Annotated in this window: 26 protein-coding genes; 17 read left to right on the top strand and 9 right to left on the bottom strand. The window is 60.2% G+C overall.

Annotation, left to right across the window (positions count from 1 at the left end):
- Positions 1-22: 22 nt before the first annotated feature.
- Entirely contained in the window at positions 23-1123 is a 1101-nt protein-coding gene (ribD, locus tag KBY02_RS00500; RefSeq protein WP_161806347.1) for a bifunctional diaminohydroxyphosphoribosylaminopyrimidine deaminase/5-amino-6-(5-phosphoribosylamino)uracil reductase RibD, read from the bottom strand.
- Positions 1124-1164: 41 nt separating this feature from the next.
- Positions 1165-1629 carry a transcriptional regulator NrdR gene (gene nrdR, locus KBY02_RS00495; protein WP_003317051.1) on the bottom strand — a complete coding sequence of 155 codons (465 nt, stop codon included), beginning with the start codon at positions 1627-1629 and terminating at the stop codon, positions 1165-1167.
- A gap of 176 nt (positions 1630-1805) precedes the next feature.
- Between nrdR and KBY02_RS00490 the strand changes: the two genes are divergently transcribed.
- From KBY02_RS00490 to trxA, 3 genes are all read left to right on the top strand, one after another.
- Complete coding sequence (locus tag KBY02_RS00490) at positions 1806-2255, top strand: lipoprotein (protein WP_003419544.1); 450 nt, start codon at positions 1806-1808, stop codon at positions 2253-2255.
- Entirely contained in the window at positions 2252-2905 is a 654-nt protein-coding gene (locus KBY02_RS00485; RefSeq protein ID WP_058399418.1) for a class I SAM-dependent methyltransferase, read from the top strand. The genes KBY02_RS00490 and KBY02_RS00485 overlap by 4 nt, the downstream gene beginning before the upstream one ends.
- A gap of 269 nt (positions 2906-3174) precedes the next feature.
- The gene (trxA, locus tag KBY02_RS00480; protein WP_024638220.1) at positions 3175-4047 is read left to right on the top strand and encodes a thioredoxin; all 873 of its coding nucleotides are present in this window, start codon (positions 3175-3177) and stop codon (positions 4045-4047) included.
- Between the two features lie 54 nt (positions 4048-4101).
- On the opposite strand, the gene KBY02_RS00475 is transcribed toward trxA, so the two are convergent.
- Together KBY02_RS00475 and KBY02_RS00470 are read right to left on the bottom strand one after the other, a co-directional pair.
- Positions 4102-4455 carry a hypothetical protein gene (locus KBY02_RS00475; protein WP_011269049.1) on the bottom strand — a complete coding sequence of 118 codons (354 nt, stop codon included), beginning with the start codon at positions 4453-4455 and terminating at the stop codon, positions 4102-4104.
- A 61-nt stretch (positions 4456-4516) separates the two neighbouring features.
- Positions 4517-4939, bottom strand: a complete 423-nt coding sequence (locus tag KBY02_RS00470; protein ID WP_011269050.1) for a nuclear transport factor 2 family protein — start codon at positions 4937-4939, stop codon at positions 4517-4519.
- 302 nt (positions 4940-5241) lie between these two features.
- On the opposite strand from KBY02_RS00470, the gene KBY02_RS00465 reads away from it, so the two are divergent.
- From KBY02_RS00465 to KBY02_RS00445, 5 genes are all read left to right on the top strand, one after another.
- Complete coding sequence (locus KBY02_RS00465; RefSeq protein ID WP_104684589.1) at positions 5242-5835, top strand: DUF2796 domain-containing protein; 594 nt, start codon at positions 5242-5244, stop codon at positions 5833-5835.
- Between the two features lie 69 nt (positions 5836-5904).
- Positions 5905-6615 (top strand): ABC transporter ATP-binding protein, encoded by a 711-nt coding sequence (locus KBY02_RS00460; RefSeq protein ID WP_032654143.1) that lies wholly within the window; start codon positions 5905-5907, stop codon positions 6613-6615.
- Between the two features lies 1 nt (position 6616).
- Positions 6617-7882, top strand: coding sequence for an ABC transporter permease (locus KBY02_RS00455; RefSeq protein ID WP_225649698.1), 1266 nt, complete (start codon positions 6617-6619; stop codon positions 7880-7882).
- A gap of 8 nt (positions 7883-7890) precedes the next feature.
- Positions 7891-8415, top strand: coding sequence for a DUF3299 domain-containing protein (locus KBY02_RS00450; protein WP_004412093.1), 525 nt, complete (start codon positions 7891-7893; stop codon positions 8413-8415).
- Between the two features lie 103 nt (positions 8416-8518).
- Positions 8519-9205 carry an OmpW/AlkL family protein gene (locus KBY02_RS00445; protein ID WP_024638216.1) on the top strand — a complete coding sequence of 229 codons (687 nt, stop codon included), beginning with the start codon at positions 8519-8521 and terminating at the stop codon, positions 9203-9205.
- A gap of 1128 nt (positions 9206-10333) precedes the next feature.
- On the opposite strand, the gene KBY02_RS00440 is transcribed toward KBY02_RS00445, so the two are convergent.
- The 3 genes from KBY02_RS00440 to KBY02_RS00430 form a co-directional block, all read right to left on the bottom strand.
- On the bottom strand, positions 10334-11263 hold the full coding sequence (locus tag KBY02_RS00440; protein ID WP_225649697.1) for an NAD-dependent epimerase/dehydratase family protein: 930 nt from the start codon (positions 11261-11263) through the stop codon (positions 10334-10336).
- Positions 11256-12140: a sugar nucleotide-binding protein gene (locus KBY02_RS00435; RefSeq protein ID WP_011269054.1), complete on the bottom strand. Its 885-nt coding sequence runs from the start codon at positions 12138-12140 to the stop codon at positions 11256-11258. The genes KBY02_RS00440 and KBY02_RS00435 overlap by 8 nt, the downstream gene beginning before the upstream one ends.
- A gap of 153 nt (positions 12141-12293) precedes the next feature.
- Complete coding sequence (locus KBY02_RS00430; RefSeq protein ID WP_225649696.1) at positions 12294-14612, bottom strand: mechanosensitive ion channel family protein; 2319 nt, start codon at positions 14610-14612, stop codon at positions 12294-12296.
- 292 nt (positions 14613-14904) lie between these two features.
- Between KBY02_RS00430 and KBY02_RS00425 the strand changes: the two genes are divergently transcribed.
- A complete protein-coding gene (locus KBY02_RS00425; protein WP_011269056.1) occupies positions 14905-15723 on the top strand; it encodes an alpha/beta fold hydrolase in 819 nt (272 codons plus the stop codon).
- A 48-nt stretch (positions 15724-15771) separates the two neighbouring features.
- Here KBY02_RS00425 and KBY02_RS00420 read toward each other — a convergent pair whose 3' ends face one another.
- A complete protein-coding gene (locus KBY02_RS00420) occupies positions 15772-16620 on the bottom strand; it encodes an ureidoglycolate lyase (RefSeq protein WP_011269057.1) in 849 nt (282 codons plus the stop codon).
- A 318-nt stretch (positions 16621-16938) separates the two neighbouring features.
- On the opposite strand from KBY02_RS00420, the gene KBY02_RS00415 reads away from it, so the two are divergent.
- The 6 genes from KBY02_RS00415 to KBY02_RS00390 all read left to right on the top strand — a co-directional run bounded on the left by KBY02_RS00415 (position 16939) and on the right by KBY02_RS00390 (position 22338).
- Positions 16939-17748, top strand: a complete 810-nt coding sequence (locus KBY02_RS00415; RefSeq protein ID WP_054091755.1) for an energy transducer TonB — start codon at positions 16939-16941, stop codon at positions 17746-17748.
- Between the two features lie 10 nt (positions 17749-17758).
- Positions 17759-18451 (top strand): MotA/TolQ/ExbB proton channel family protein, encoded by a 693-nt coding sequence (locus KBY02_RS00410; RefSeq protein ID WP_003317067.1) that lies wholly within the window; start codon positions 17759-17761, stop codon positions 18449-18451.
- Position 18452: 1 nt separating this feature from the next.
- The gene (locus KBY02_RS00405; protein WP_010438282.1) at positions 18453-18857 is read left to right on the top strand and encodes an ExbD/TolR family protein; all 405 of its coding nucleotides are present in this window, start codon (positions 18453-18455) and stop codon (positions 18855-18857) included.
- 72 nt (positions 18858-18929) lie between these two features.
- Complete coding sequence (locus KBY02_RS00400; protein ID WP_225649695.1) at positions 18930-21236, top strand: TonB-dependent receptor; 2307 nt, start codon at positions 18930-18932, stop codon at positions 21234-21236.
- Positions 21237-21465: 229 nt separating this feature from the next.
- Positions 21466-21705: a hypothetical protein gene (locus KBY02_RS00395; RefSeq protein ID WP_003317071.1), complete on the top strand. Its 240-nt coding sequence runs from the start codon at positions 21466-21468 to the stop codon at positions 21703-21705.
- An 81-nt stretch (positions 21706-21786) separates the two neighbouring features.
- Positions 21787-22338 carry a hypothetical protein gene (locus KBY02_RS00390; RefSeq protein ID WP_011269061.1) on the top strand — a complete coding sequence of 184 codons (552 nt, stop codon included), beginning with the start codon at positions 21787-21789 and terminating at the stop codon, positions 22336-22338.
- A 42-nt stretch (positions 22339-22380) separates the two neighbouring features.
- Here KBY02_RS00390 and KBY02_RS00385 read toward each other — a convergent pair whose 3' ends face one another.
- Positions 22381-23016, bottom strand: a complete 636-nt coding sequence (locus tag KBY02_RS00385) for a hypothetical protein (protein ID WP_225649694.1) — start codon at positions 23014-23016, stop codon at positions 22381-22383.
- A gap of 317 nt (positions 23017-23333) precedes the next feature.
- On the opposite strand from KBY02_RS00385, the gene KBY02_RS00380 reads away from it, so the two are divergent.
- Both KBY02_RS00380 and rbsK read left to right on the top strand, forming a co-directional pair.
- Positions 23334-23480: a hypothetical protein gene (locus tag KBY02_RS00380; RefSeq protein ID WP_154583717.1), complete on the top strand. Its 147-nt coding sequence runs from the start codon at positions 23334-23336 to the stop codon at positions 23478-23480.
- A 114-nt stretch (positions 23481-23594) separates the two neighbouring features.
- Positions 23595-24521, top strand: coding sequence for a ribokinase (gene rbsK / locus KBY02_RS00375; protein ID WP_003436637.1), 927 nt, complete (start codon positions 23595-23597; stop codon positions 24519-24521).
- The last annotated feature ends 25 nt before the right edge of the window (positions 24522-24546 follow it).

Genomic DNA, 24546 nt, shown 5'->3' with positions numbered 1-24546 from the left:
CGCGCAAGGCGAAAGCCGGGAATTATACGCCGGGTGTGCGCACAGGGAGAGCGATGACTCGCCAGTCATTACCGACAGCACGCATTTCCACAATGTTCAGTTCCAGCGCTTCGCTCATCTGCGCCAGTGGCAGATCGAGCAGCGGACGGGCCGATGAGCCGAGAAACTTGCCGGCAATGAAGAGCTGAAACTCGTCGACCAGCCCGAGACGCGCAAAAGCCCCCGCCAGTCGCGGACCGGCCTCGACCAGCACTTCATTGACGCCCCGCGCTGCGAGTTCGCCCATCAACCTGCGCAGGTCCACATGACCGGCGCTGTCGGCCAGCGCGAGCATTTCGTGGCCCTCCTCCTGATAGCGGCCTCGCGCCGACGCAGCAGCGCAGGTCACGACCAGCGCACTGCCTGCCTGGAAGAACGGTGCATCGAGCGGCACACGCAAACGGCCGTCGATCAACACGCGCAACGGCGCGCGTGCCGCGGCCAGCGCGGTCAATTCGGCATCGAGCCCCAGTTCATCAGGGCGTATGGTGAGACGAGCCTTGTCAGCCAGCACCGTGTCGGCACCGCTGAGCACCACGCTCGACTGGGCGCGCAGGCGCTGTACGGCAGAGCGCGCCTCGGGGCCGGTGATCCACTGGCTTTCCCCGCTGGCCATCGCCGTTCGGCCATCCAGGCTCATGGCCATTTTGACCCGCACATACGGCAGGCCGGTCTCCATGCGCTTGAGAAAGCCTTTGTTCAGCGCTCGCGCTTCGCTTTCCAGCACACCACACTGAACGCCGATGCCGGCATTCATGAGGCGCAACAGGCCGCGACCGGAAACTTCGGGGTTGGGGTCCTGCATTGCTGCGACAACCCGCGTCAGCCCGGCTTCGATCAGTGCATCGGCACAGGGCGGTGTGCGCCCCTGGTGACTGCACGGCTCGAGGGTGACGTAGGCGGTCGCGCCTCTGGCCAGCTCGCCGGCCTGGCGCAAGGCATGCACTTCGGCATGCGGTTCACCGGCGCGCGCATGCCAGCCTTCGCCAACGATCCGGCCTTCACGCACGATCACGCAGCCGACTCGCGGGTTGGGATGCGTGGAGTACAGCCCCTTGCGCGCCAGCTCGAGTGCTCGCGCCATGTAATGAACGTCGAGAGCCGCCTGTTCAGTCAGCAATGCATTTATTCCTTGCCCGGCTCGCGGGCCAGACGATCGATTTCTTCACGGAATTCGTTGAGGTCCTGAAAGCGGCGGTACACCGAAGCGAAGCGGATATAGGCCACTTCGTCGAGCTTCTGCAGCTCGGTCATCACCAGCTCACCCACCACCAGTGATTTGACTTCGCGTTCGCCGGTTGCGCGCAGCTTGTGTTTGATGTGAACCAGGGCCGCTTCCAGGCGCTCGACACTCACCGGACGCTTTTCGAGCGCCCGCTGCATACCGGCGCGCAGTTTTTCTTCATCGAAAGGCTGGCGGCTGCCGTCCTGCTTGATCAGACGCGGCAAGACCAGCTCGGCCGTTTCGAACGTGGTGAAGCGCTCGCCGCAGGCCAGGCACTCGCGTCGGCGGCGTACTTGCTCGCCTTCGGCGACGAGGCGGGAGTCGATGACTTTGGTGTCATTGGCACCGCAGAAGGGACAGTGCATGGTGGCTGGCAACAAAAGAATGAGGAGCGCCATGTTAGCGCATCCTGCTGGCAAGACAAGGCTGAGGGTTTACGGTATATAGACGCACATTAAAGCGGTGTGAAATTGTCCGGGCTCGGTAATACTGCACGCTTGGCGTCCCCCAGCCTTTCGAATTTTGTCTTGTGGAGCTTTTGATGACGTTACGCCCCGCTTTTCTACTCTGCTTCATCGGCTTGCTGGCCGCGTGCAGCAGTAATGACGCGCCGAAACCGGCTGCGCCGCCACCGGTCGCACCTTCGATCAAGCTGCCCGCCGGGCCGGGGCCACTGCAACCTTACCAACGTGAACTCAGCGGGCAATTGCTGGGCGTGCCGGCCGGCGCCGAGGTCGAGCTGGCAATGCTGGTCATCGACGAGCGCGGGCGTCCACAGAAGCTGCTGACCAACACCCTGCTCAAGGGCAACGGTCAATCATTGCCGTTCCAGCTGCGCTTCAACCCGGAAGCCTTTCCGGTCGGCGGACGCGTCGAGTTGCGTGGCCGCGCCAGCAAGTCCGGGCAATTGATCCTGCACCTGCCGTCAATGCGTATCGATCAGCCGGTGACTCAGGCCCTGGGGCAGTTGCAGTTCGTCAAGGCGCCATGATCGCTCCGCAGCATCTGCAACACGCGCTGAGCGAACTGCTTGGCGACGCCCGGTTGGTAGTCACTGCGCTGCCGGGCACCGAGCTGAAGCTGTGGCTGATCGACGATGTCAACATGGACCGCGCCTTCAGCCCGGAGGAAACGCGGCGCATTCTGGAAGAACCACCGTACTGGAGCTTCTGCTGGGCGAGCGGCCTGGGCCTGGCGCGTTTTCTGGCTGAAAACCCGCACTGGGTGGCCGGCAAGCGGGTACTGGACTTCGGTGCAGGCTCGGGTGTAGCGGGCATTGCCGCGCTCAGGGCCGGGGCGCTTGAGGTGGTGGCCTGTGATCTCGACCCTCTGGCGCTCGCTGCCTGCCGGGCCAATGCCGAACTCAATCAGGTGCCATTGAGTTACTCGACGGATTTCTTTGCCGAGGCGGACCGCTTCGATCTGATTCTGGTCGCCGACGTGCTCTACGACCGCGCCAACCTGCCGTTGCTTGATCAGTTTCTCTCCCGGGGCCGCGAGGCACTGGTGGCAGATTCCCGCGTGCGCGACTTCAAACACGCTGCCTACCAGCGTCTGACGATGCTGCATGCCCACACCCTGCCGGACCTGGCCGAACCGCACGAGTTTCGCGACGTGAGCCTCTATCACGCGGCGCGGTGAGCGCTAAATAACAGTCCGGGATTGCTCAGCTAAACGGCTTTTGTAGGAGCGAACTTGTTCGCGAAGACGGTCGTTCAAACGATAAATTTCCAGAGAGCTTTCCACCCCTTTCGCGAACAAGCGAAGCGTCGCCCGGTTCGCTCCCACGGCCTTCGGCCAGCATCAATAGCAATGAGTGTGGGCACGATCATGTCCAATAGACGACACCGCTTTCAGCATTGCCCTGCGGGCTTTATAGTTGGCAGCATTCAGATTCTTCGAGACGTGCAATGAGCCAGGAAACTGCTTACATCTTCGACGCAACCGCCGCGAACTTCGATCAACTGGTGATCGACAAGTCCTTCGACCAGCCAGTGCTGGTGGATTTCTGGGCCGAGTGGTGTGCGCCCTGCAAGGTCTTGATGCCGCTGCTGCAGCAAATTACCGAGAGCTATCAGGGCGAGCTGCTGCTGGCCAAGGTCAATTGCGACATCGAGCAGGACATCGTGGCGCGCTTCGGCATTCGCAGCCTGCCGACTGTGGTGCTGTTCAAGGACGGCCAGCCGGTGGATGGCTTTGCCGGTGCCCAGCCGGAGTCGGAAATCCGCAAGATTCTCGACCAGCATGTGGTCATGCCGCCACCGCCAGCCGCCGATCCGCTCAAGCAGGCACAGGCGCTGTTTGCGGAAAGTCGTTTCGCCGAGGCCGAAGCACAGCTCAAGGTGCTGCTGGGCGAAGACAACACCAATGGCGCCGCGCTGATTCTGTATGCGCGCTGCCTGGCCGAACGTGGCGAACTGAGCGAGGCCAAGGCTGTGCTGGATGCGGTCACCGGTGATGCGCACAAGGCCGAACTCGCCGGCGCCAAGGCCCAGCTGACGTTCCTCGCGCAAGCCGCGACCCTGCCGGACGCTGCCGAACTGAAAAGCCGCCTTGCACAAAACCCGCAGGACGATGAAGCGGCACTGCAACTGGCGATTCAGCAGTTGTCGCGTCAACAGTACGAAGCGGCGCTCGAGGGCTTGCTCAAGCTGTTCATCCGCAATCGCAATTACGCCGAGGGCCTGCCGCACAAGACGCTGCTGCAGGTATTCGACCTGCTGGGCAACGAGCACCCGCTGGTCACGGCCTACCGCCGCAAACTGTTTGCCGCGCTGTACTGAGGTAAAAAGCAACAGGCACCGCTCGGGTGCCTGTTGTTATTGAAAGCCGTCAGGTCACGTCGCTTCGACCCAGCTGTACAGCGGCGCATCCCCGCCGCTCTCGACTTTCACGTTCGCCGAGTGACGCAAGCGCACCAGCAGATGCTTGCCCGCAGCGGTACTGCCCGCCAACCCTTCCAGTTGCCCCAACAGATCCGGCCCACTCATCTGCCCGGCCTTGCGCAGCAATTCCTGAGCGACTTGCCAGAGCCTGTCGTCCTGGTTGAGCGGCGTGCTCTCGGCCACGGCGGCGGGGACCTCCGGGGCCGCCGCCTTGAGCTGCGCGCCCAGTTGCGCCCAGTCTCCCTCGTCCAGTTCAAGGGTCAAATCCACCGGCCACTGGCCTACGGTTCCACGAATACGCAACATGATGTGCACCTGCTGACAGTCAGGCGTACATGCTCCCACAGGCTGGCGCGCATTCCCATGATCAACCGTAACGCCACTGGTTGAGGAGCGGCTCCTTGCCGTTCATGAAATTGCCAAGCGCCCGCACGTCGTAGACGTTTTCCCAGCACTCGATAATTCGTCCATCGCGAAACCGCCACAGGCCGCAAAACGGCATGATGATTTTCCGGCCCTCGCAACTGGCGCGCATCTCGCCCAGCACCGAGCCGAAGTGATCGTTGGCGACGATGTCGTGGACATCCATGTACAGGGTCTGATGCGTGCGTCTGATCAGATTGATCTGGTGGGAAAGCACGGCCTCCTTGCCAACGGCTATGGACAAGCCACCGCCAGCGCCTTGATCCGCCTTGTGCAGCACGATGTCAGCGTCGGCGAATTCGGTGATGCGTGTCATATCCTTGTACACCGCACGCAGGACTTCTCTGTTCGAATGGAGCTTGTTCATGAGTATCTTCCCTGATGTCGCGCTCGGCCCAGGTCGAGCGCAGGTCCCGGCTGGCGATGAAAATCTTTCCTGCGCATCCGGCGCAGGTGTAGCGATTTTCATCTTCCAGAGTAGGACTTGATGACGCGAAGTGTGAGACTACTTAGGCATAAGCACTGCACGGGGTATTCCCGATAACGTCGTCGATGGCGCTTTGCTGCAGCCCGGTCACCCGGCGCCTGGATAAAAACACGTCCACGCAGATCGCTACTTGTTATAAGATCACATAACAGTTTTTCTCGATTATTGTTCTGGAGCCCGCTATGCGCCGTCTGCTACTCGCCCTGCCTTTCGCCCTGTTGCCACTCGTTGCTGCGCACGCTGCTGAAGAGCACGACCACGATCATGATCATGGCGATGAACATGGCAGCCTGGGCGCGCACGAGCATGGCGTAGGACGTCTGGATGTGGTGCTGGAAGGCAAGACGCTGGAATTCGAATTCGACAGTCCGGCCATGAACATCGTCGGCTTCGAACACGTTGCGACCTCGGATGAAGACAAGGCCAAAGTCGCCAAGGCCCGCGAATTGCTGCTCAAGCCCAACGCGTTGTTCAGCATTGCCGATGCCGCCAATTGCTCGGCCACTTCGGTGAAGCTGGAAAGCCCGCTGTTTGGTGACAAGGATGACGATCACGACGCGCATGCCGACGCTGGCGATGCCGAGCATCACGAGCACAGTGAAATCCACGGTCACTACAAGTTCGTCTGTGACGCACCGGCCATTCTGAAGAAGCTCGACCTGTCGCAAATCTTCAAAACCTTTCCCGACACCAAGAAGCTTCAGGTACAACTGATTTCGCCAGGCGGCCAGTCGGGCGCAGAAGTGATCGCAGCCAACCCGACGCTGAAATTCTGATCGCACCCTGCGGCACAACGACCGGGCCTGGCCCGGTCTTTTAATTTCCAACCGAGCGTGAGTCAGCCCATGACCCAAGCACTGATCGAACTGTCGGACCTGCGCTTCAACTGGCCCGGCCACCCGCAACTGCTGGACATCCCCGAGTTCCGCCTGCAAAGCGGTGAAACCGTGTTCCTCAAAGGCCCGAGTGGCAGCGGTAAAACCACGCTGCTGGGCCTGCTGGGCGGTGTGCAAAAACCGGTCAGCGGCAGCATTCGCCTGTTGAACCAGGACCTGTCGGCGCTCTCTTCGGCCGCGCGTGATCGCTTCCGCGTCGATCACACCGGCTACATCTTCCAGCAGTTCAACCTGCTGCCGTTTTTGTCGGTGCGGGAAAACATCGAACTGCCCTGCCACTTTTCCAGCGTGCGTGCCGAGCGTGCCAGGCAACGCCACGGCAGCGTCGAGAAAGCGACCACCACCCTGCTCGCCCACTTGGGCCTGAAAGATCCGGCGATGCTGACACGCCGCGCCGACTCGCTGTCGATCGGCCAACAACAGCGAGTCGCTGCCGCCCGCGCGCTGATCGGTCAACCGGAACTGGTGATTGCCGATGAGCCTACGTCTGCGCTGGACGCGGACTCGCGCGAGGCGTTCATTCGCCTGTTGTTCGCCGAGTGCCGCGAGGCCGGGGCCAGCCTGCTGTTTGTCAGTCATGACCAGAGTCTGGCACCGCTGTTTGATCGCAATCTGTCGCTGAGCGACCTGAATCGCGCCGCCGTCGCCGTGGAGATTTGAGATGTATCTGTTTCGTCTGGCCATGGCCAGCCTGGCCAACCGCCGTTTCACTGCATTCCTCACTGCCTTCGCCATTGCGCTGTCGGTTTGCCTGTTACTCGCCGTCGAACGGGTACGCACCGAAGCGCGCTCCAGTTTCGCCAGCACCATCAGCGGCACCGACCTGATCGTCGGTGCACGCTCGGGCTCGATCAACCTGTTGCTGTACTCGGTGTTCCGCATCGGCAATGCCACCAACAACATTCGCTGGGACAGCTTCGAGCATTTCGCCAACAGCAAGCAGGTCAAGTGGGCGATCCCGGTTTCGCTGGGCGACTCCCATCGTGGCTATCGGGTGATGGGCACCAATGAGGCGTATTTCGAGCATTACCAGTTCGGTCGCCAGCAGCACCTGGAAACGGCCGAAGGACGCGAGTTCAAGACCGACCCGTTTGAAGTGGTGCTGGGTTCGGAGGTCGCCAAGGCGCTGCATTACAAGCTGGGCGACAAGCTGGTGCTGGCGCACGGTGTAGCGGCGATCAGCCTGGTCAAGCATGACGACAAACCGTTCACCGTGGTCGGCATCCTCAAGCCGACCGGTACGCCGGTGGACCGCACGCTGCATATCAGCCTGGGCGGCATGGAAGCCATTCATATCGACTGGCACAACGGTGCCCCGGCACGCGGCAGCGAGCGCATTTCAGCCGATCAGGCGCGCAATATGGACCTGACGCCGACTGCGATCACCGCGTTCATGCTGGGCTTGAACAGCAAGATTTCCACCTTCAGCCTGCAACGCGAGATCAACGAATACCGTGGCGAACCCATGCTGGCGATTCTGCCCGGCGTGGCACTGCAGGAGCTGTGGAGCCTGATGGGCACGGCGGAAAAGGCGCTGTTCGTGATTTCGCTGTTCGTGGTGCTGACCGGGCTGATCGGCATGCTGACCGCGATTCTCACCAGCCTCAATGAACGGCGCCGGGAAATGGCCATCCTGCGCTCGGTCGGCGCGCGCCCTTGGCATATCGCAAGCCTGCTTATACTCGAAGCCTTCGCCCTGGCGCTGGCGGGTGTCATCAGCGGCCTTGCGCTGCTCTATATCGGCATCTTCATGGCCCGCGACTACGTGCTCGACAACTACGGTCTGTACCTGTCGTCTATGCCACCTGGCCAATATGAATGGACATTACTCGGTGCCATTCTCGGCTGCGCGCTGTTGATGGGAACCTTGCCAGCCTGGCGAGCCTACAGGCAGTCACTGGCCGATGGACTGTCGATTCGTTTATGAGGACCTTCATGATGCGGCGCATGCTACTCACTCTGCTGTTCTCGGTTACCACTCAAGTGTGGGCCGCCGAGCCGCGTGAGCTGACCTGGAATGACATGATTCCACCCGATGCACCTGTGGTGAAGCCGGTAACGGCTCCGCTGCACGATATGTCCAAGCTGTCCGATGCACTGGCCATGGAGGCAGCGCCTGCGGCCCACCAACTGGCGCCGCATGCGCCGGTGGTCAAGGCACTGGATGGCAAACTGGTGCGTTTACCGGGCTACATCGTGCCGCTCGAGGTCAGTGAGGAAGGCCGGGTGACGGAGTTTTTGCTGGTGCCGTATTTCGGCGCCTGCATCCATGTGCCGCCGCCACCGGCGAACCAGATCGTGCACGTCACGAGCGAGCTGGGTGTGAAGGTCGATGAGCTGTATCAGCCGTACTGGATCGAAGGACCGATGCAGGCCAAGTCGTCTTCCAGCGAACTGGCAGAAGCGGGCTATCAGATGCAGGCAGACAAGATTCTTGTCTACGAGTTGCCGGATTCATAAGGATGACGAGGTTCCCAGCGATTTCATTGAGCTGAGTCAAAGTCGCCGCTCGACAGCGCTTTAACATTACGCCCATAAATTTTGACTGATCTCTGGAGCCTCCATGCACAAGCATCTGCTACGCACGTCCCTTGTCGCGCTTGCCCTCACCGCCCCGGTCGCGGCACACGCCTACCAGCCTGGCGACTTCATCGTTCGCGCCGGTGTCGCGCACGTTCAACCCAATGAAGACAGCGGCGAAGTGCGCCTCGACGGTGCCAAGGTTTCCGGCACCAAAGCGACTGTCGACGGCGAAAACCAGCTGGGCCTGACCTTCGCCTACATGCTGACCCAGCACGTCGGTATCGAGCTGCTGGCCGCCACACCGTTCAGCCATACCGTGTCGGTCAAAGGCCTCGGGCCTGGCCTGGATGGCAAGCTGGCCGATATCAAACAACTGCCGCCGACGCTGTCGTTGCAGTACTACCCGATGGAACCATCGTCGAAGTTCCAGCCGTATGCCGGCGTGGGCATCAACTACACCACGTTCTTCGATACCGATTTGACCGGCAACCGCAAGGATCAGGGTTTCAGCAACCTCAAGCTCAAAGACTCGGTCGGCCTGGCCGCACAGCTGGGCATGGATTACATGATCACCGACAACGTGCTGCTCAACGCCTCGGTCTGGTACGTCGACATCGACACCAAAGCAACCGTGGACGGCCCGTCAGCCCTGGCCGTCGGCAAGACCAAGGTCGACGTGGACATCGACCCGTGGGTGTACATGGTGGGCGTGGGTTACAAGTTCTGACCTGAACTTCTCAAGCGCCACACACACAAAGGCACCCTCAGCGGGTGCCTTTGTGTTTTGTAGACCTGATGATCTCGTACCAACTCCATGACGAAGTAATGCCGCGCTTTTTGCAGGAGCGGGCTGGTCCGAAGGCAGTTACATTCGATGCACTTTCTGCGCCTGCAATATCGTCTTCGCGAACAAGTTCGCTCCTACAGGTGCTCACAGGCTTTTGTAGGAGCGAACTTGTTCGCGAATAGGTAGTTACACTCGATATGCTTTCTGCGCCTGCAATATCGGCTTCGCGAACAAGTTCGCGCCTACAGGTGCTCACAGGCTTTTGCAGGAGCGAACTTGTTCGCGAATAGGTAGTTACACTCGATGTACTTTCTGCGCCTGCAATATCGTCTTCGCGAACAAGTTCGCGCCTACAGGTGCTCACAGGCTTTTGCAGGAGCGAACTTGTTCGCGAATAGGTAGTTACACTCGATGTAATTTCTGCGCCTGCAATATCGGCTTCGCGAACAAGTTCGCTCCTACAGGTGCTCACAGGCTTTTGTAGGAGCGAACTTGTTCGCGAATAGGCAGTTACATTCGATGCACTTTCTGCGCCTGCAATATCGTCTTCGCGAACAAGTTCGCTCCTACAGGTGCTCACAGGCTTTTGTAGGAGCGAACTTGTTCGCGAATAGGTAGTTACACTCGATGTACTTTCTGCGCCTGCAATATCGTCTTCGCGAACAAGTTCGCGCCTACAGGTGCTCACAGGCTTTTGTAGGAGCGAACTTGTTCGCGAATAGGTAGTTACACTCGATGTACTTTCTGCGCCTGCAATATCGTCTTCGCGAACAAGTTCGCTCCTACAGGTGCTCACAGGCTTTTGTAGGAGCGAACTTGCTCGCGAATAGGCAGTTACACTCGATGTACTTTCTGCGCCTGCAATATCGTCTTCGCGAACAAGTTCGCTCCTACAGGTGCTCACAGGCTTTTGTAGGAGCGAACTTGTTCGCGAATAGGTAGTTACACTCGATGTACTTTCTGCGCCTGCAATATCGTCTTCGCGAACAAGTTCGCGCCTACAGGTGCTCACAGGCTTTTGTAGGAGCGAACTTGTTCGCGAATGGGCAGTTACATTCGATGTAGGACTCACTGCCCCATCAGCAACTCCAGCCCACGCACCAGCGGCGTTGGCTCGTCGAGGGTGAAGTGTTCCAGCAGGCGCTGGTTGCTGGCGCGGGAATGTTTGATATCGCCCGAGCGCGGTGCCTGGTAGGTGACTTCCGGCTGTTTGCCGACAACCTGCGAAAGCGCAGCCAGCAGTTCGTTGAGCGACGTGGTCTTGTTCAGGCCGACGTTGATCGCACCTTCGATGGCGCTTTCCCGTGACAAGGCCTGCAGCAGCAGCTTGAGCAGATCCCCGACATAGTAGAAATCCCGCGTCTGCTCGCCGTCGCCAAACACGCTGATCGGCAGGCCTTTGCGGATACGCTCGGCAAAGATGCTGATCACGCCGGAGTACGGCGACGATGGGTCCTGGCGTGGCCCGAAAATGTTGAAGAAGCGAAAGATCACCGGTTCCAGGCCATGCTGGCGACGGTAGAAATCCAGGTAATACTCGCTGGCCAGCTTGTCCGAAGCGTAAGGGGTCAGCGGTGCCTTGGTGGTGTCCTCGGTGATCGCTTCGCCCTCACCGTTGTTGCCGTACACCGCCGCGCTTGATGCGAAGATCACGCGCTTGATGCCCGCTTCGCGCATGGCCTCGCAGACATTCAACGTGCCGATGAAGTTGCTCTGGTGGGTGCGCACCGGGTCGTCTACCGACGCCTGCACCGAAGCCACTGCCGCCAGGTGCACAACGGCTTTGCAGCCCTGCGCCGCGCGCTTGACCAGGTCGGCATCGGCCACGTCCCCTTCGATCAGCTCGACCCGCGGATTGTCGAGCGGCAAATTGCTGCGCTTGCCTGCCGAGAGGTTGTCGAGGATACGCACGGCCTGCCCGCTGGCAAACAATGCGTCGGTCAGGTGCGAGCCGATGAAACCCGCACCTCCAGTGATCAGAACAGGAGCGTCAGACATGTCGATAATACCGATCCAGCAGGTTTGGCAGACCGGCCCGCCAGGCGCGAGGCTTGATGCCGAAGGTGTGGAGAATTTTCTTGCAGGCCAATACCGCGTGCTGCGGTTCTTCGGCTGCATCGGGACGCGCGGCATGAGCCTGCGCAGTGGGCGATTCGATAGCCAGCGCGTGCAGCAGACGCGCTTCGGTGAGCACTGCCTGCCCCAGCGCCAGCGGCGTGGTCGCCTCGTGTCCGGCGTAGTGGTAGGTGCCCCATAGCGGCGCTTCGCAGTCGAGTTGCTTGATGACCGAAATGATCACCCGCGCCGCATCATCGACCGGCGTCGGGTTGCCGCGACGATCATCGGCGAGCAGCAGTTCTCCGGGTTCTTTGGCACGCGAGAGGAAGCGGCCCAGCACACCATCGGTGCTGTCATCCAGCAGCCAGCCGAAACGCACCAGTACATGTTGCGGGCAGGTCGCGCGGACGCTCTGCTCGATACGCCACAGGGCCTGACCGCGCAGGCCCAGCGGTACAGGCTCGTCTTTTTCGCTATAGGCCGTCGCGCGCGAACCATCGAACACACGATAGCTGGACGGCTGAACCAGCGTGATGTTGTGGTGCTGACAGAGTTCGGCAAGACGCTCGACAGAGCGCTCCTGATGGGTCAGGCGCGCTTCACTCACGGTCTCCGCCTGAAACCAGTCGAAGTAGTAAGCAAGGTTGATCAGGGCATCGGGACGGGTGTCATCAAGCAGTTGCGTAAGGCTCGCCACGTCCCAGCCGTCTTGCGGTGGACGTGGTGCGAGGAAACCAATGTCTTCCTCGGCACCCAGACGAATCAGCGCCTGCCCGAGGGCATTCCCGCCGCCCAACAGCATAAGGCGCATTCGCATAGAGTCAGCAGGCTCGGTATCAGGTAATCAAACGAACAATTGAAAAACGCCTGCAAACATAACACGTTGCCTGCCAACCCCCAACAGTTGCGCAGCCTGGCGGGTTGATGACGCCGCGACAAAGCGTTGCAGCGTCCTGACGTGCCGGTTGAGTTATTGAGCTGCCGGGCCCGGCGTGCTGTTGCCCTTGGATAGACCGGGCGGCGCAGGTACAGGTGCAGAAGGTGTCGCCGCAGCAGGATCCGAAGGCGCGGGTGGGCCTTCGGCTTCGACGCCAGCCTGCGGATTGTTGAAGCCCGGCCCCATGACCATCTGTGGATAAGTCTGCGCGAAACGCACATTCGGATTTTTATCCACAAGCCGCTTGAGACGCTCGTTGAAAGCACGCCCTACCGCGTACTGCCCGCCCGAAGAGGTACGAAACTGCGCGGTCAGCACCATGCCGTTGAGGTCCATGCTATCGACGCCGAACACTTCCAGCGGCCCCTGAAGGTTGTGCTTGAGCAGAATGTCTTCGCTGATCGACTGGCCGGTTTCGCGAATCAGCGCCAGCGCATCATCAATGTCGGAGTCGTAGGTGAAGCGCACCGAGAAGAACGCGTAAGCGAATTGCCGTGACTGGTTGGTGACCGCCTTGATCTGGCCGAACGGCACCGAGTGGACGAAGCCCTTGCCGTCGCGCAGGCGCACGGTACGGATGGTCAGGCTTTCAACCGTACCGGAATGGCCCGTGCTAAGCACCACCCAGTCGCCCACCGAAAAGGTGTCCTCGATAATGATGAACAGGCCGGTGATCACATCCTGCACCAGTTGCTGCGAACCGAAACCGATGGCCAGACCGACCACCCCGGCACCCGCCAGCAGCGGTGCCACGTTGATGCCCAGGTTGGCCATGGTGGTGATCGCACAGATCACCACCAGGATGATTTTCACCGCGTTGCGCAACAGCGGCAGAATGGTTTTGATCCGAGTGCTCGGCTGACGACCGCTGCGATGATTGACCGGTGGTTTGAGGGCTTCCTGAATGGCGGTGTCGAGTACCACCCACAACAGCCAGGTGACGACGAAGATCAGACCGATACTGCTCAACGAATCACTGATCACCCGGCCAAGGGTGTTGCGCTGGGCAAACTCGAACATCGAGAAGCCCCAGATGCGGCCGAGTATCTCGATGAAGCCGATGGCCAGCGCGATACGCAACACCGCGTACACCAGGCTCAGCAGGCGCGCCTTATACACATGCCCGCCGCGGCCGAGGGTTTCCGTCGGTTTGAACAGGTGCTGGAACACGGTGCTGAGGAACACCGTGGCAATCAGCAGAATAGTGGTGAACAACGCGCAACGCAGCGCTTCCTGACTGTCTTCACCAGCGCCGATGAGGTTGATCGCCGAGACCAGAATCATCAGCAGGATCGGCAAGTGCCACAGCTTGGAGAATATCTTCAACGACTGTTGCAGCGCGGGCCGTTGCAGGCGACTGCTCAATGAGCGGTTACGGATCAGGTGCGCCACCGGGCGACGCACCTTGATGATCAACATGCAAAACACTACCGAGGCGAACAGCCCGGTAAACACCGCAACACTGGTGGTGACGTTACTGCCGAGCTGACGGGCGATCTGCGGACTGGTCAACGCATCGCTCAGCGCCGCCAGAAAGCCGACCACGAACAGTGGCCTTGGCGCGTAGCGGCGAATCATGTGCACGGCGGCACGCTTGTGCCCGAAGTTGAACATCACGATCACGCAGAGCAACACCGAGGTCGAAACGATGCCGCTGCTGGTTGCATACGCGAAACACAGCGCCAGCGCACGGCCTACCGAAGACGGCATGAAGTGGCTGACGTAAAGGGTCAACGGCAGGCAGACGATGGCTGGCAGGGTAAACGGCAACACGTACTTGAGCAGCGCCTGACTGCGCGCGCGCACCCGCATGAACGGTGTACGGCACAAGCGTACTGCCAGAAAACGACCCAGCGTGGTCAGAATCGCAAACGATGCGATCCATACAAAAGACAGGGCGAGGAAGTCCCCGGCGACACTCCATGGAGAACGTGTAGTGCGTTTGTTGACCAGCTTTTCGAGCTCATCGGCGGCGCGGTCGGCGCGCAGTTGCCAGACGTCGAACAGGTTGTCGTCCAGATTGAGCTTTTCCTGGACGTCATCGATGCTGGTACTGATGGCACCGAGCAACCCGCCCTGCACCAACAACTCTGGGGCCTCGGCCGCAGGCTCTGCGCCATCGGCCGGTTTCGCAGCGGTCTGGTCCTTGTCCGCTGCCTTGTCATCCGCTTTCGCAGCGGGTTTGTCAGCAGCCTTGGAGTCGGCTTTGGGGTCAGCCTTTTCAGCCGCCTTGTCGTCTGCCGGCACCGCCGCGCCCATCGGTAATGCAGGTACATCGGCCGCCTGGAGATTGAAACTGCCTGCGAATAGCAGCAGACCCGAAAGGATCAAGATTTTCAGCTGAGACGCCACGCAGTTCTCTCCTTCAATGGGCAAGTCAAACCATGGACAGGGCAAGGCAAGCCTCGACCCCAATGAACTGATTCCCGTATGCGCGGCAAGTTCGGTTTCGGCAGGGAAATACGATGAGTCAATGTTTCAGAAAAATCGCGCCAGGGCAGTACGCTCAGTCTTCTCGACTGAACTATGCAAAACGCTCACTGCCGGACTTATCGGGGGCTGCCGAAGGTGTACAGCCGTTTGCGCACCACGGCGTTCGCCCTGCAAACCCGACATCGACAACCCGACATCGAGAGGAATCTGCATGAGCACGTTCAACACCAAAGATGGCACCGAGATCTATTACAAGGATTGGGGCACGGGCAAACCGGTCCTGTTCAGCCACGGCTGGCCGCTGGATGCGGACATGTGGGAATACCAGATGCAATACCTGAGCAGCCGGGGCTATCGCACCATCGCCTTCGACCGCCGCGGGTTCGGTCGTTCCGATCAGCCGTGGACCGGCTATGACTATGACACCTTCGCTGACGACATCGCCGAACTGATCGAACACCTCGATCTGCGCGAGGTGACGCTGGTGGGCTTCTCCATGGGCGGCGGCGACGTCACCCGCTACATCGCCAAATATGGCAGCGAGCGGGTGGCCAAACTGGCGTTGCTGGGCTCGGTTACGCCGTTTTTCCTCAAGACCGGTGACAACCCGGAAGGCGTCGATCAGTCGGTATTCGATGGCATCACGGCAGGCCTGCTCAAGGACCGTGCTCAATTCATCAGCGACTTTGCCAGCACGTTCTACGGCATCAACCACGGCCAGAAAGTCTCCGAAGGCGTACAGACGCAGACACTGAACATTGCGCTGCTCGCTTCACTCAAGGGCACGCTGGATTGCGTAACAGCGTTCTCCGCAACCGACTTCCGCCCGGACATGGCAAAAATCGATGTGCCGACCCTGGTGATTCATGGTGACGACGATCAGGTGGTGCCGTTCGAAGCCTCGGGCAAGCGTGCTGCAGCGATGATCAAGGGTGCCGAACTGAAGGTCTACCCAGGCGCACCGCACGGGTTTGCAGTGACCCATGCAGAGACGCTCAACAAAGACCTGCTGACGTTTGTGCAGGGCTGATCGTTTGTGTGACAGGGAGCCGATTGCCGACTCCCTGTCGGGAGCGGATCAGTCGGCCTGTACGGTCAATTGATTCTGCTCGCCCAGCCCCGCGATCCCCAGACGTATGCGTTGCCCTGCACGCAGGAAGACAGGTTGTGGCTTCACGCCCTGCCCCACACCCGGTGGCGTCCCCGTCGAGATGACATCGCCTGGTTGCAGGCTCATGCACCGGCTCAGGTAGGCGATCAGTTGCGGCACGCTGAAAATCAACGTGCGCGTATTGCCATTCTGATAACGATGGCCATCCACTTCCAGCCACAGGTCGAGCGAGTGAGGGTCGGCAACTTCATCGCGGGTCACCAGCCACGGACCTAGCGGGCCGAAGGTATCGAAGCCTTTACCCTTGTCCCAGGTCCCGCCGCGCTCGAGCTGCCATTCGCGCTCGGACACATCGTTGATCACGCAATACCCGGCCACATGCTCCATGGCATCGGCTTCGTCGATGTAGCGCCCGCCCTTGCCGATGATCACGCCCAGCTCGACCTCCCAGTCAGTCTTGAGCGACCCACGGGGGATCTGGACATCATCATTGGGGCCGCAAATTGCGCTGGTCCATTTGTTGAAGATGATCGGCTCCTTCGGCACTTCCATCTGCGACTCGGCTGCGTGGTCGGCGTAGTTCAAGCCTATGCAGATGAACTTGCCGACCTGCCCGACACACGGCCCGATGCGTGGCTGGCCCGGAACCAGAGGCAGGCTCTCGGGATCCAGCGCAGCCAGGCTTGCAAGACCTGCAGGGCTCAGCACATCGCCAGCGATATCCTTGACGTGTGCGGACAGGTCACGGATCTGGTTGGCAGCATCAAGCACGCCAGGCTTCTCCAGACCCTTCTCACCGTAACGTAGCAATTTCATCGAATTCTCCCGTTTCTGTCCAAGGTGTGAACCGCGGATCAAGAGGGTGACGCCCTGTTGCCCAGCCTGCGCGGCGATACGTTTTCGTATAAGTCCGAACCTGACAAGTCTGGACAGATAGCATTGCAGCCGATGCCTCGCCTAATGAAATTTACGAACAATTGCGCGGCAAGCCGGTTCACGTTTAACCACAGAAACCAGGATCAAACAGCGGCGGTCATAATTAATACACACAACGAGTATTAATATCAGCTCCAGTTGAAACGAGCCTTTCGCCAACACGACGGGCTCGTATTCTTTCACGAGTGAGCTGAACTCATGTCAACGCTGATACTGTCCCGCCGATTACCGCCGCGTCAGCTACGCCACTGGCCAGATCAGCCCGTGGGTAACTGCAACGTTGCCCCATCGTCACTTGTCGTCCAGCACAGCGACAACACGCCACGCACATGGCCGCACGGCGCGTTGGCGATTGCACTGGCGATCGGGTTGCATGCCGCGCTGGCAGCGTGGCTGATGGCCGATCACCCGCAAGCGCCCGAGCCGACCCCGCCGATGCCGATCACCGTGCAGTGGGTGCCGCCGCCCGTTGCGCCGCCAGTTGCACAACCGACGCCGCCCGAGCCAACGCCTCAGCCAGCACCTGAGCCGCCTGCGCCAGCCCCCAAACCTGCGCCGCCTGAGCCCAAACCTGCCGAGCTACCCAAGCCCAAGGCGCAGCCCAGAACCGCGCCGAGCAAACCTGTCGCCAAGCCTGTTGCGCCGGCGCCTTCCGTCGCGGCGCCCACACCGGCGCCTGCTGCAGCGCCAGCGCCAAGACCTGCGCCAGCGGCGCCACAGACCACCACCGCGCCCATAGGCCGGGCCGGTTACCTGAACAATCCGCCGCCGGTCTACCCACCCGCCGCCGCGCGCCGCCATCAGGAAGGCACGACGATGCTGCGTGTGCATGTGCTGCCCAACGGACGTACCGACCAGGTGCAAGTGCTGCAAAGCAGCGGCGTCCCGGCGCTGGATGAAGCCGCGCAGGCCGCCGTCCGGCAATGGACCTTTATTCCCGCCAAACGCGGCGACACCCCGGTAGAAGGCTGGGTCAACGTCCCCATGGCCTTCAAACTCGCACCCTGAGGCTCACGTCATGAACACCGCTTACTCCGTACTCATTACTCAATCCTCAATGGCCCTGCTGGTGATTTTCTCGCTGGTGACCTGGGCACTACTGCTCGGCAAAACCTTCCAGCACTGGCGACTGACCCGGCAGAACCGACGCTACGCCACGCAGTTCTGGGCCGCCCGCGACCTGAAAAATGCGCTGCACCTGCCCAACAGTGAGGGCAGCCTGGCACGCCTGACCGATGCCGGCGCGCAGGCCCTCGCCGCGCCCCACGACTCGCCGGACCTGGGCCACAGCTGGAACCGCCAGGACTTGCTCGAGCGCAGCCTGCGTCAACAGATCCACAAGGAACGTCGTCGCCTGGAGAGCGGCATGATCCTGCTGGCATCGATCGGCAGCACCGCGCCCTTCATCGGCCTGTTCGGTACGGTGTTCGGGATCATTCATGCACTCAGCGCGATCAGCCAGGCCAAGTCGGCGAGCATTGCGGTGGTCGCCGGGCCGATTGGCGAAGCGCTGGTAGCGACCGGCGTCGGCATTGCCGTCGCGGTGCCTGCGGTGCTGGCCTACAACTTTTTCGGGCGGCGTCTGAAGCTGGTGATCGCGGACCTTGAGGAGTTCGCCGTGGACTTCCTCAACCTCTCGCAACGCAACGCCTTCCGGCTGCAGCCCGACCATCGCGACAAGACGGCCCCGAGCCTGAAAGGAGTGAGCTGACATGTCCTTCTCCACGTCCAATGATGACGATGCAATCAGCGACATCAACATCACGCCGTTGGTGGATGTGATGCTGGTACTGCTGGTGACCTTCATCGTCACCGCACCGCTGCTCAATAACGCCATACCGCTGGACCTGCCGCAGACCGTCGCCACCACCTCACTGGATCAGGCCGACCCGGTGGTGGTGAGTGTCGATGCCAGCGGCGGCGTGTTCATCGACAGCGAAGCTGTAGCGCTGGAGCAACTTCCGGAGGCGCTGCAAGCCCTGCACAGCAAAGACCCGGACGTCGCCGTCAGCCTGCGTGCCGATCAGGCGACGGGTTACGGCCGCGTGGCCCAGGTGCTGGCCGATGTGCAGAAAGCCGGCATCAGTCGCCTGTCGGTGATTACCGAAAGCCCCTGAAACAAAGACCTGTCGTTCACCACATGACCCGCCGCAAGCGCGGCGCCCTGACGCCTCCAGGAAAACCTTTCCATGAACAATCGATCGATACTGCGTGCACCTCGATTCCCGGTAACGCGCCTTGCGCTACTGGTTTCATTGAACTCACTGTGCCTGATCAGCCCGTTCATTCAGGCCGATGACGACGTGCCCACCTCGGCAACGGTGCCCGCCAGCGACGACAGCGCCGCCATGACGCTGGGCACGGTGTCAGTGATTGGTCAGGGCGAGACCCGCCAGGTGCAGCGCGTGACGCAAAAGGATGTGAAGGCTTACTCGGCAGGCACCAGCCCGATGAAGGTTCTGCAACGCCTGCCGGGGGTCAACTTCCAGTCCGGTGACCCGCTGGGCCGTGAGGAAGGCAGCCAGCGCATCAGCCTGCGCGGCTTCGATATGCACCACCTGGGCTACACGCTGGACGGCGTCACCCTTGGCAACATGAGCTTCGGCAACTTCAACGGTCTGAGCATCACCCGCGCGATCATCGCGGAAAACATCGCCTCCAGCGAAGTGGCACCCGGCATCGGATCACTGGGCACGGCATCCAACAGTGATCTGGGCGGCACGATCCAGTTCACCAGTTCCAACCCTGATAAAGAGTTCGGCGCGCGTCTGTCGCAAACCCTGGGCAGCTACGACACGTCACGCACTTTCATGCGGGTCGACACCGGCGAATACAACGGACTTTCAGCGTACGTGTCGGGCGAAAAGTACGACGCCGACGCCTGGAAAGGCCACAACAACCCGCAAAAGTCCGACGCGGTGAACGCCAAGGTCAACTACAACTTCGGCGACAACCGGGTGAGTTTCTTCCACAGCACCTCGTCCCATGACGAAGCCAACCTGCCGAACATGTCGAAGAGCATCATCCAGCGTCTGGGCTACAACTGGAGCTACTACACGCCGGACTGGACCCGCGCGGTCAATGCGGCCAACGGCATTTACAGCGGCGGGGTAACCAGCGCAAACGATGCGACCTACAACGCCAGCAGCCTGCGCGACGACGAACTGGATATCCTCAACGGCAACTTCTCGCTGACCGATGATCTGGTCCTGGACGCCACCGTCTATCACCACCATGACTCGGGCCGCGGCAACTCGTATTACCCGTTCGTCTACACCAGCGGCTCGACGACAGTGCCGAGCAATTCGATTCGCAGCACAAAATACGGCATCGATCGAACCGGTTTCCAGAGTTCGCTGACCTACTACCTGGGCCAGCATGAAATTCAGGGCGGGTTCTGGATTCAGTCCAACAAGAACGACATCTCGCGCTACCTGTTCGATACCACCAATGCGACGCCGCAGAACCACATCGTCAAAACCGATGGCCTGCCCTTGGCGGCCACCGTTCTGGACCAGAGTTACAATGACCTGACTCGGCAGTTCTACCTGCGCGACACCTACACATTGCTCGATGACCGCCTCAAACTTGAGTTCGGCGCGAAAAATACCGTGACCACCTCGACAGCCGAGGGCAAAGGTGGCGGTTATGCCAGTGGTTCGCTGCAAGCGCGGGACAGGTTTCTGCCGCAAGCAGGTGCGACCTACAAACTCGACGAGGACGACGAAGTCTTCACCTCTTACTCGGAAAACATGGCCGCATTCCCGAGTGGCGGTTACAGCCCGTTCTTCACGACGCAGAGCGCCGTCGATGCGCAGAACGGCTTCAAGGACCTGAAGCCGGAAACCTCGAAAACCGTCGAATTGGGCGTGCGCCGCAGCACCAAGCTGTATTCGGCCTCCGCGGCGATCTACAACACCAAATTCGATAACCGCCTGGTCGCCATCACCAATTGCACGGGCATCGTCATCTGCCAGAACGGCGTCGCCAACGTCGGTTCGGTCACCAGTCGAGGCCTGGAACTGTCGTTCGGCCTGACGCCCAATGAGAACTGGCGCTGGTCCAACTCCATGTCCTATAACCACAGCACTTACGACGATGACTACGCCAGCGGCGGCAACACCGTTCATGTAAAAGGCAAGACCGTCGTCGACACACCGAAACTGATGTATTCGAGCAACCTGGACTGGAATTGGGAACACTGGAACGCCGGCCTGCAAGGCAGTTACATCAGCAAGCGCTATTACACCTACACCAATGACTCCAGTGTCAGCGGCTACTGGCTGGCAAACGCCAACCTCGGCTATGACTTCGGCAAACTCGGCGCCCTCAAGGACACCACGCTGTCGCTGAACATGGTCAACCTGTTCGACAAACGCTACATCTCCACCCTCAACACCGACGCTAGCGCAGCCACCGACCCGGCGGGCAACCTGCAGATTCTTCAAGTGGGCACACCGCGCAGCGCGTTCGTAACACTGGGCGTGAAACTCTGATCGTTGCTGACTGAAGACGGGCGAAGGATCGCCCCACCCGCCACCTGCATTGAATGACGCTACGCGGTCTGCCCCTAGAGACAGGCTCCTGTGGGAGCGAGCTTGCTCGCGAAGGCAATCCGCCAGTCGCTGCATAATACGTGTCGGTTGCCAGCCCCACGGCGACGAACAGCGCACTGTGCTGCATACTTCCCCCCTCTCTAGCGCCTGACCTCCATGTGGACACCCCATGACACCCAACGCAGAACTCTATAACCCCTCCACCGAATATGCCGACAAACTGATCTCGCGCATTGGCCAAACCCCTTCGTGGATCGCCAAGCGCATCGGTGTGACCGACAAACGCATTCGCTACATCCTCGATGGCGAGCGGACCGTCAAGGGCGAGACCACGCCGATTCAGATGACCTATACCGAGCAGTTTGCGCTGGAGTGCCTTGTGGCAGAGGCTATAGCCCTGAGGATGTAGGCCCGCAGGCTATCAAGCATTGCCCTTGAATCTGAGGTTCCTGATAATCACGCCCCCAAATAACTCAGGCAAGGAAATGCAGTGAAAGGAAATCTACTGTTGGTTGCGGTGCTTGCACTGTTGATGCAAGGCTGTGGCGTGACCATGACGCGTTACGAGCCCAGCTTCGATAACGTCCAGAAGCTCAAGCAGACGCCTCCCCTTCTACCGATCCGTCAGGCCCAGGTCAGCGCCGCGGCAGGTCAGGATTCATTGCAGGTGCGGGGTAATCCTGTCACATCCCCTAGCGGCAGCATCACGCAACATATTCAGGATGCCCTGACGGGTGAACTGGACCGCGCAGGTCTCATCGACCCACAATCGCCGCGCCAGCTGAATGTGCTGGTTACCCATAATGAACTGACCGCTGGAATGGGTACCGGCACCGGCACAATCGCCGCGCGCTTCACCCTGCTTGACGGCGAGAAAGTTGAATATGACGCCACCAAGCAGGTCAGCAGTCAATGGAACAGCAGCTTTCTGGGTGCGGTCGCTATCCCCAATGCGGCAAACGCTTACAACCCGCTGGTGCGTGATTTGCTCAAGGCTTTATACAGCGACCCGTTGTTTACCCAGGCGCTGAACCACAAATAAAAAAAGAGCCCACATGGGCTCTTTTTTTGGGCGGTCAGTTCATTACGCCTGCGGAACACTAACATTCAGCATTGAATACTTCAGACTCTGGCTATCCACCAACTGCTTGAGCAGTGAATTGACCTGGCGCGTAAATGTATCGGTAACAGCCTTCTGCGGGGTATTGGCCATCATCGGCACAAACCAGATACCTATCCAGGTATTGATTGCATCATGGTTACCGACTGTTCTCAGCACCTTACCCTGAGAATCCTGCGCGTCCAGGCTCATGCTGTACTGATCGGTGGCCATCGAAGGAATAATAGTCAGGGTCAGGCCACTGACAAACGCCATTACCATTTGGCCACCGCTCGGCGGATGGTTATACACCTTGAGGTGCAGGCTGTAGTCGCCTGGCTGTTTCTTGAACTCATCAAGGGTCACTCGGCCAAACAGCCCTGAGTCAGTCAGCGCTTTTTGCAGTTGAGGCTTGAGTGCATCCCGAGCTTGCGGTACTTCTACTGCGCCGGCGGTAACGGGTGTGCCCTGGTAGAAATCGAAGGCAACAAACACGTTGGGTTTGTTCGTGTAGCTGGCCATGGAGGGCATGGTGACTGGCGCTACTTCATCCTTGGTAAAGCTGGCGCAACCGCTCAATACCAGCATTGCCGCAAGACCCAGCGTCTTCAAGCGTTTCATTTACGATTTCCTTAGTCAATAACAGAACGTCTGTCCGAATCCATTCAAGAATTGCGGCCTTACCGCTACCTCATACGGCAGCGATAGAGGCCACTATTGTGCCACCAACTAAAGCTTCGTCAATAATCTTTAAACTGGCGCAGGCCTCCAGGCGAATGATCCGGGAAATAATTGGCCACAGCCGCAAAGAATTTCATGCGCTGGATCGTCTCGCGCTATTTCATACCCCACGGCTTATTTTCGCGCTGCTCCTAGTAAGCGATGCAACAGAAGCCCAGTAGTTCTTGAACTAACTACCTGCGGACCTGGGGTGGCTGTTGACGCTACCTTTGAAGCCAAACGGCGCCACCAGGCACAACGCAGGCGCCACCCTGCCTGAGCGAGCCCTGCACATGCGCGAATACCGTCAACGGCCAGGCAATGACCGCAATCGCGACCAGCAGCATCAGGATCACGGTGACTGACAGCGCACGCTCACAGCAAAAAATAAAGATTGAATCCTCACAAAAAATGTTATTTAAATAACACAAATAAAAGCCGTCGAGGCTTCCGTCGGCGCTGGTGAGGTCAACATAACAATGAGCAAGATTGCAGTCATCGGCAGCAACATGGTCGACCTGATCACTTACATCGAACGCATGCCCGCCCAGGGCGAAACGCTCGAGGCACCGCGTTTTGCCATGGGGTGCGGCGGCAAGGGCGCCAATCAGGCCGCCGCCGCGGCGCTGCTGGGCGCCGACGTGCTGATGCTCAGCAAGGTCGGCGACGATGCGTTCGCCGATACGACCCTGGCCAATTTTCAACGACTGGGCATTGATACACGCTTCGTCGAACGGGTGCCGGGCGTGTCGAGCGGCGTGGCGCCGATCTTCGTCCAGGAGAACTCCCACAACAGCATCCTCATCGTCAAAGGCGCCAATGCCCACCTGAGCCCGGCCGATATCGACCGCGCCGAGGCGCAACTGCGCGATTGCGCTTTGATTGTGCTGCAACTGGAAGTCGAGCTGGCGACCGTCTACCACGCCATCGCCTTCGCTCACCGGCACGCAATCCCGGTGCTGCTCAATCCGGCCCCAGCCTTGGCCGGCCTGAGCCGCGAGCACCTCGCGCAGCTGGACTTCCTGATCCCCAACGAGAGCGAGCTGGCACTGATCAGCGGCCAGCCGGTGACGTGCGCCGAGGAAGCGGCTCAGGCTGCACGCCAATTGGTCGCGCTGGGCGTACGCCACGTCATCGTCACCCTCGGCGAACAAGGGGCGCTTTACGTCGGCGCCGAAGGCGAGTGGCAGGTGCCAGGGGTCAAGGTTCAGGCGCGTGACACCACCGGTGCCGGTGACGCCTTCATTGGCTGCTTCGCCCGGCACTGGAGCCAGGACGGCAATATTCGCCAAGCCATGCATCAGGCGGTGGCCTACTCCGCCTGCTCGGTCACCGGCCTCGGCACGCAATCTTCTTACCCCGATGCGCCCACGTTTGCACGATTCCTCGATGCATCGGCCAACTGACACTCACCAGCATCTCGCGGAGAAC

The organism is Pseudomonas sp. P129 (genome assembly GCF_020312195.1).
Taxonomy (GTDB): domain Bacteria; phylum Pseudomonadota; class Gammaproteobacteria; order Pseudomonadales; family Pseudomonadaceae; genus Aquipseudomonas; species Aquipseudomonas fragariae.
The sequence above is the reverse complement of the archived record's forward strand: the minus strand, read 5'-3'. Positions and strand labels throughout refer to the sequence as shown.

Excerpts from the sequence above, each read along its gene's own strand:
- KBY02_RS00465 (WP_104684589.1), top strand. The coding sequence starts at position 5,242 with ATGCGCCGTCTGCTACTCGCCCTGCCTTTCGCCCTGTTGCCACTCGTT.
- ribD (WP_161806347.1), bottom strand. The coding sequence starts at position 1,123 with ATGGCGCGAGCACTCGAGCTGGCGCGCAAGGGGCTGTACTCCACGCAT.
- KBY02_RS00395 (WP_003317071.1), top strand. The coding sequence starts at position 21,466 with ATGACACCCAACGCAGAACTCTATAACCCCTCCACCGAATATGCCGAC.
- KBY02_RS00435 (WP_011269054.1), bottom strand. The coding sequence starts at position 12,140 with ATGCGAATGCGCCTTATGCTGTTGGGCGGCGGGAATGCCCTCGGGCAG.
- KBY02_RS00455 (WP_225649698.1), top strand. The coding sequence starts at position 6,617 with ATGTATCTGTTTCGTCTGGCCATGGCCAGCCTGGCCAACCGCCGTTTC.
- KBY02_RS00400 (WP_225649695.1), top strand. The coding sequence starts at position 18,930 with ATGAACAATCGATCGATACTGCGTGCACCTCGATTCCCGGTAACGCGC.
- KBY02_RS00425 (WP_011269056.1), top strand. The coding sequence starts at position 14,905 with ATGAGCACGTTCAACACCAAAGATGGCACCGAGATCTATTACAAGGAT.
- KBY02_RS00485 (WP_058399418.1), top strand. The coding sequence starts at position 2,252 with ATGATCGCTCCGCAGCATCTGCAACACGCGCTGAGCGAACTGCTTGGC.
- KBY02_RS00490 (WP_003419544.1), top strand. The coding sequence starts at position 1,806 with ATGACGTTACGCCCCGCTTTTCTACTCTGCTTCATCGGCTTGCTGGCC.
- KBY02_RS00420 (WP_011269057.1), bottom strand. The coding sequence starts at position 16,620 with ATGAAATTGCTACGTTACGGTGAGAAGGGTCTGGAGAAGCCTGGCGTG.
- nrdR (WP_003317051.1), bottom strand. The coding sequence starts at position 1,629 with ATGCACTGTCCCTTCTGCGGTGCCAATGACACCAAAGTCATCGACTCC.
- KBY02_RS00405 (WP_010438282.1), top strand. The coding sequence starts at position 18,453 with ATGTCCTTCTCCACGTCCAATGATGACGATGCAATCAGCGACATCAAC.
- KBY02_RS00475 (WP_011269049.1), bottom strand. The coding sequence starts at position 4,455 with ATGTTGCGTATTCGTGGAACCGTAGGCCAGTGGCCGGTGGATTTGACC.
- KBY02_RS00445 (WP_024638216.1), top strand. The coding sequence starts at position 8,519 with ATGCACAAGCATCTGCTACGCACGTCCCTTGTCGCGCTTGCCCTCACC.
- KBY02_RS00440 (WP_225649697.1), bottom strand. The coding sequence starts at position 11,263 with ATGTCTGACGCTCCTGTTCTGATCACTGGAGGTGCGGGTTTCATCGGC.
- KBY02_RS00450 (WP_004412093.1), top strand. The coding sequence starts at position 7,891 with ATGATGCGGCGCATGCTACTCACTCTGCTGTTCTCGGTTACCACTCAA.
- KBY02_RS00410 (WP_003317067.1), top strand. The coding sequence starts at position 17,759 with ATGAACACCGCTTACTCCGTACTCATTACTCAATCCTCAATGGCCCTG.
- KBY02_RS00385 (WP_225649694.1), bottom strand. The coding sequence starts at position 23,016 with ATGAAACGCTTGAAGACGCTGGGTCTTGCGGCAATGCTGGTATTGAGC.
- KBY02_RS00460 (WP_032654143.1), top strand. The coding sequence starts at position 5,905 with ATGACCCAAGCACTGATCGAACTGTCGGACCTGCGCTTCAACTGGCCC.
- KBY02_RS00415 (WP_054091755.1), top strand. The coding sequence starts at position 16,939 with ATGTCAACGCTGATACTGTCCCGCCGATTACCGCCGCGTCAGCTACGC.
- KBY02_RS00470 (WP_011269050.1), bottom strand. The coding sequence starts at position 4,939 with ATGAACAAGCTCCATTCGAACAGAGAAGTCCTGCGTGCGGTGTACAAG.
- trxA (WP_024638220.1), top strand. The coding sequence starts at position 3,175 with ATGAGCCAGGAAACTGCTTACATCTTCGACGCAACCGCCGCGAACTTC.
- rbsK (WP_003436637.1), top strand. The coding sequence starts at position 23,595 with ATGAGCAAGATTGCAGTCATCGGCAGCAACATGGTCGACCTGATCACT.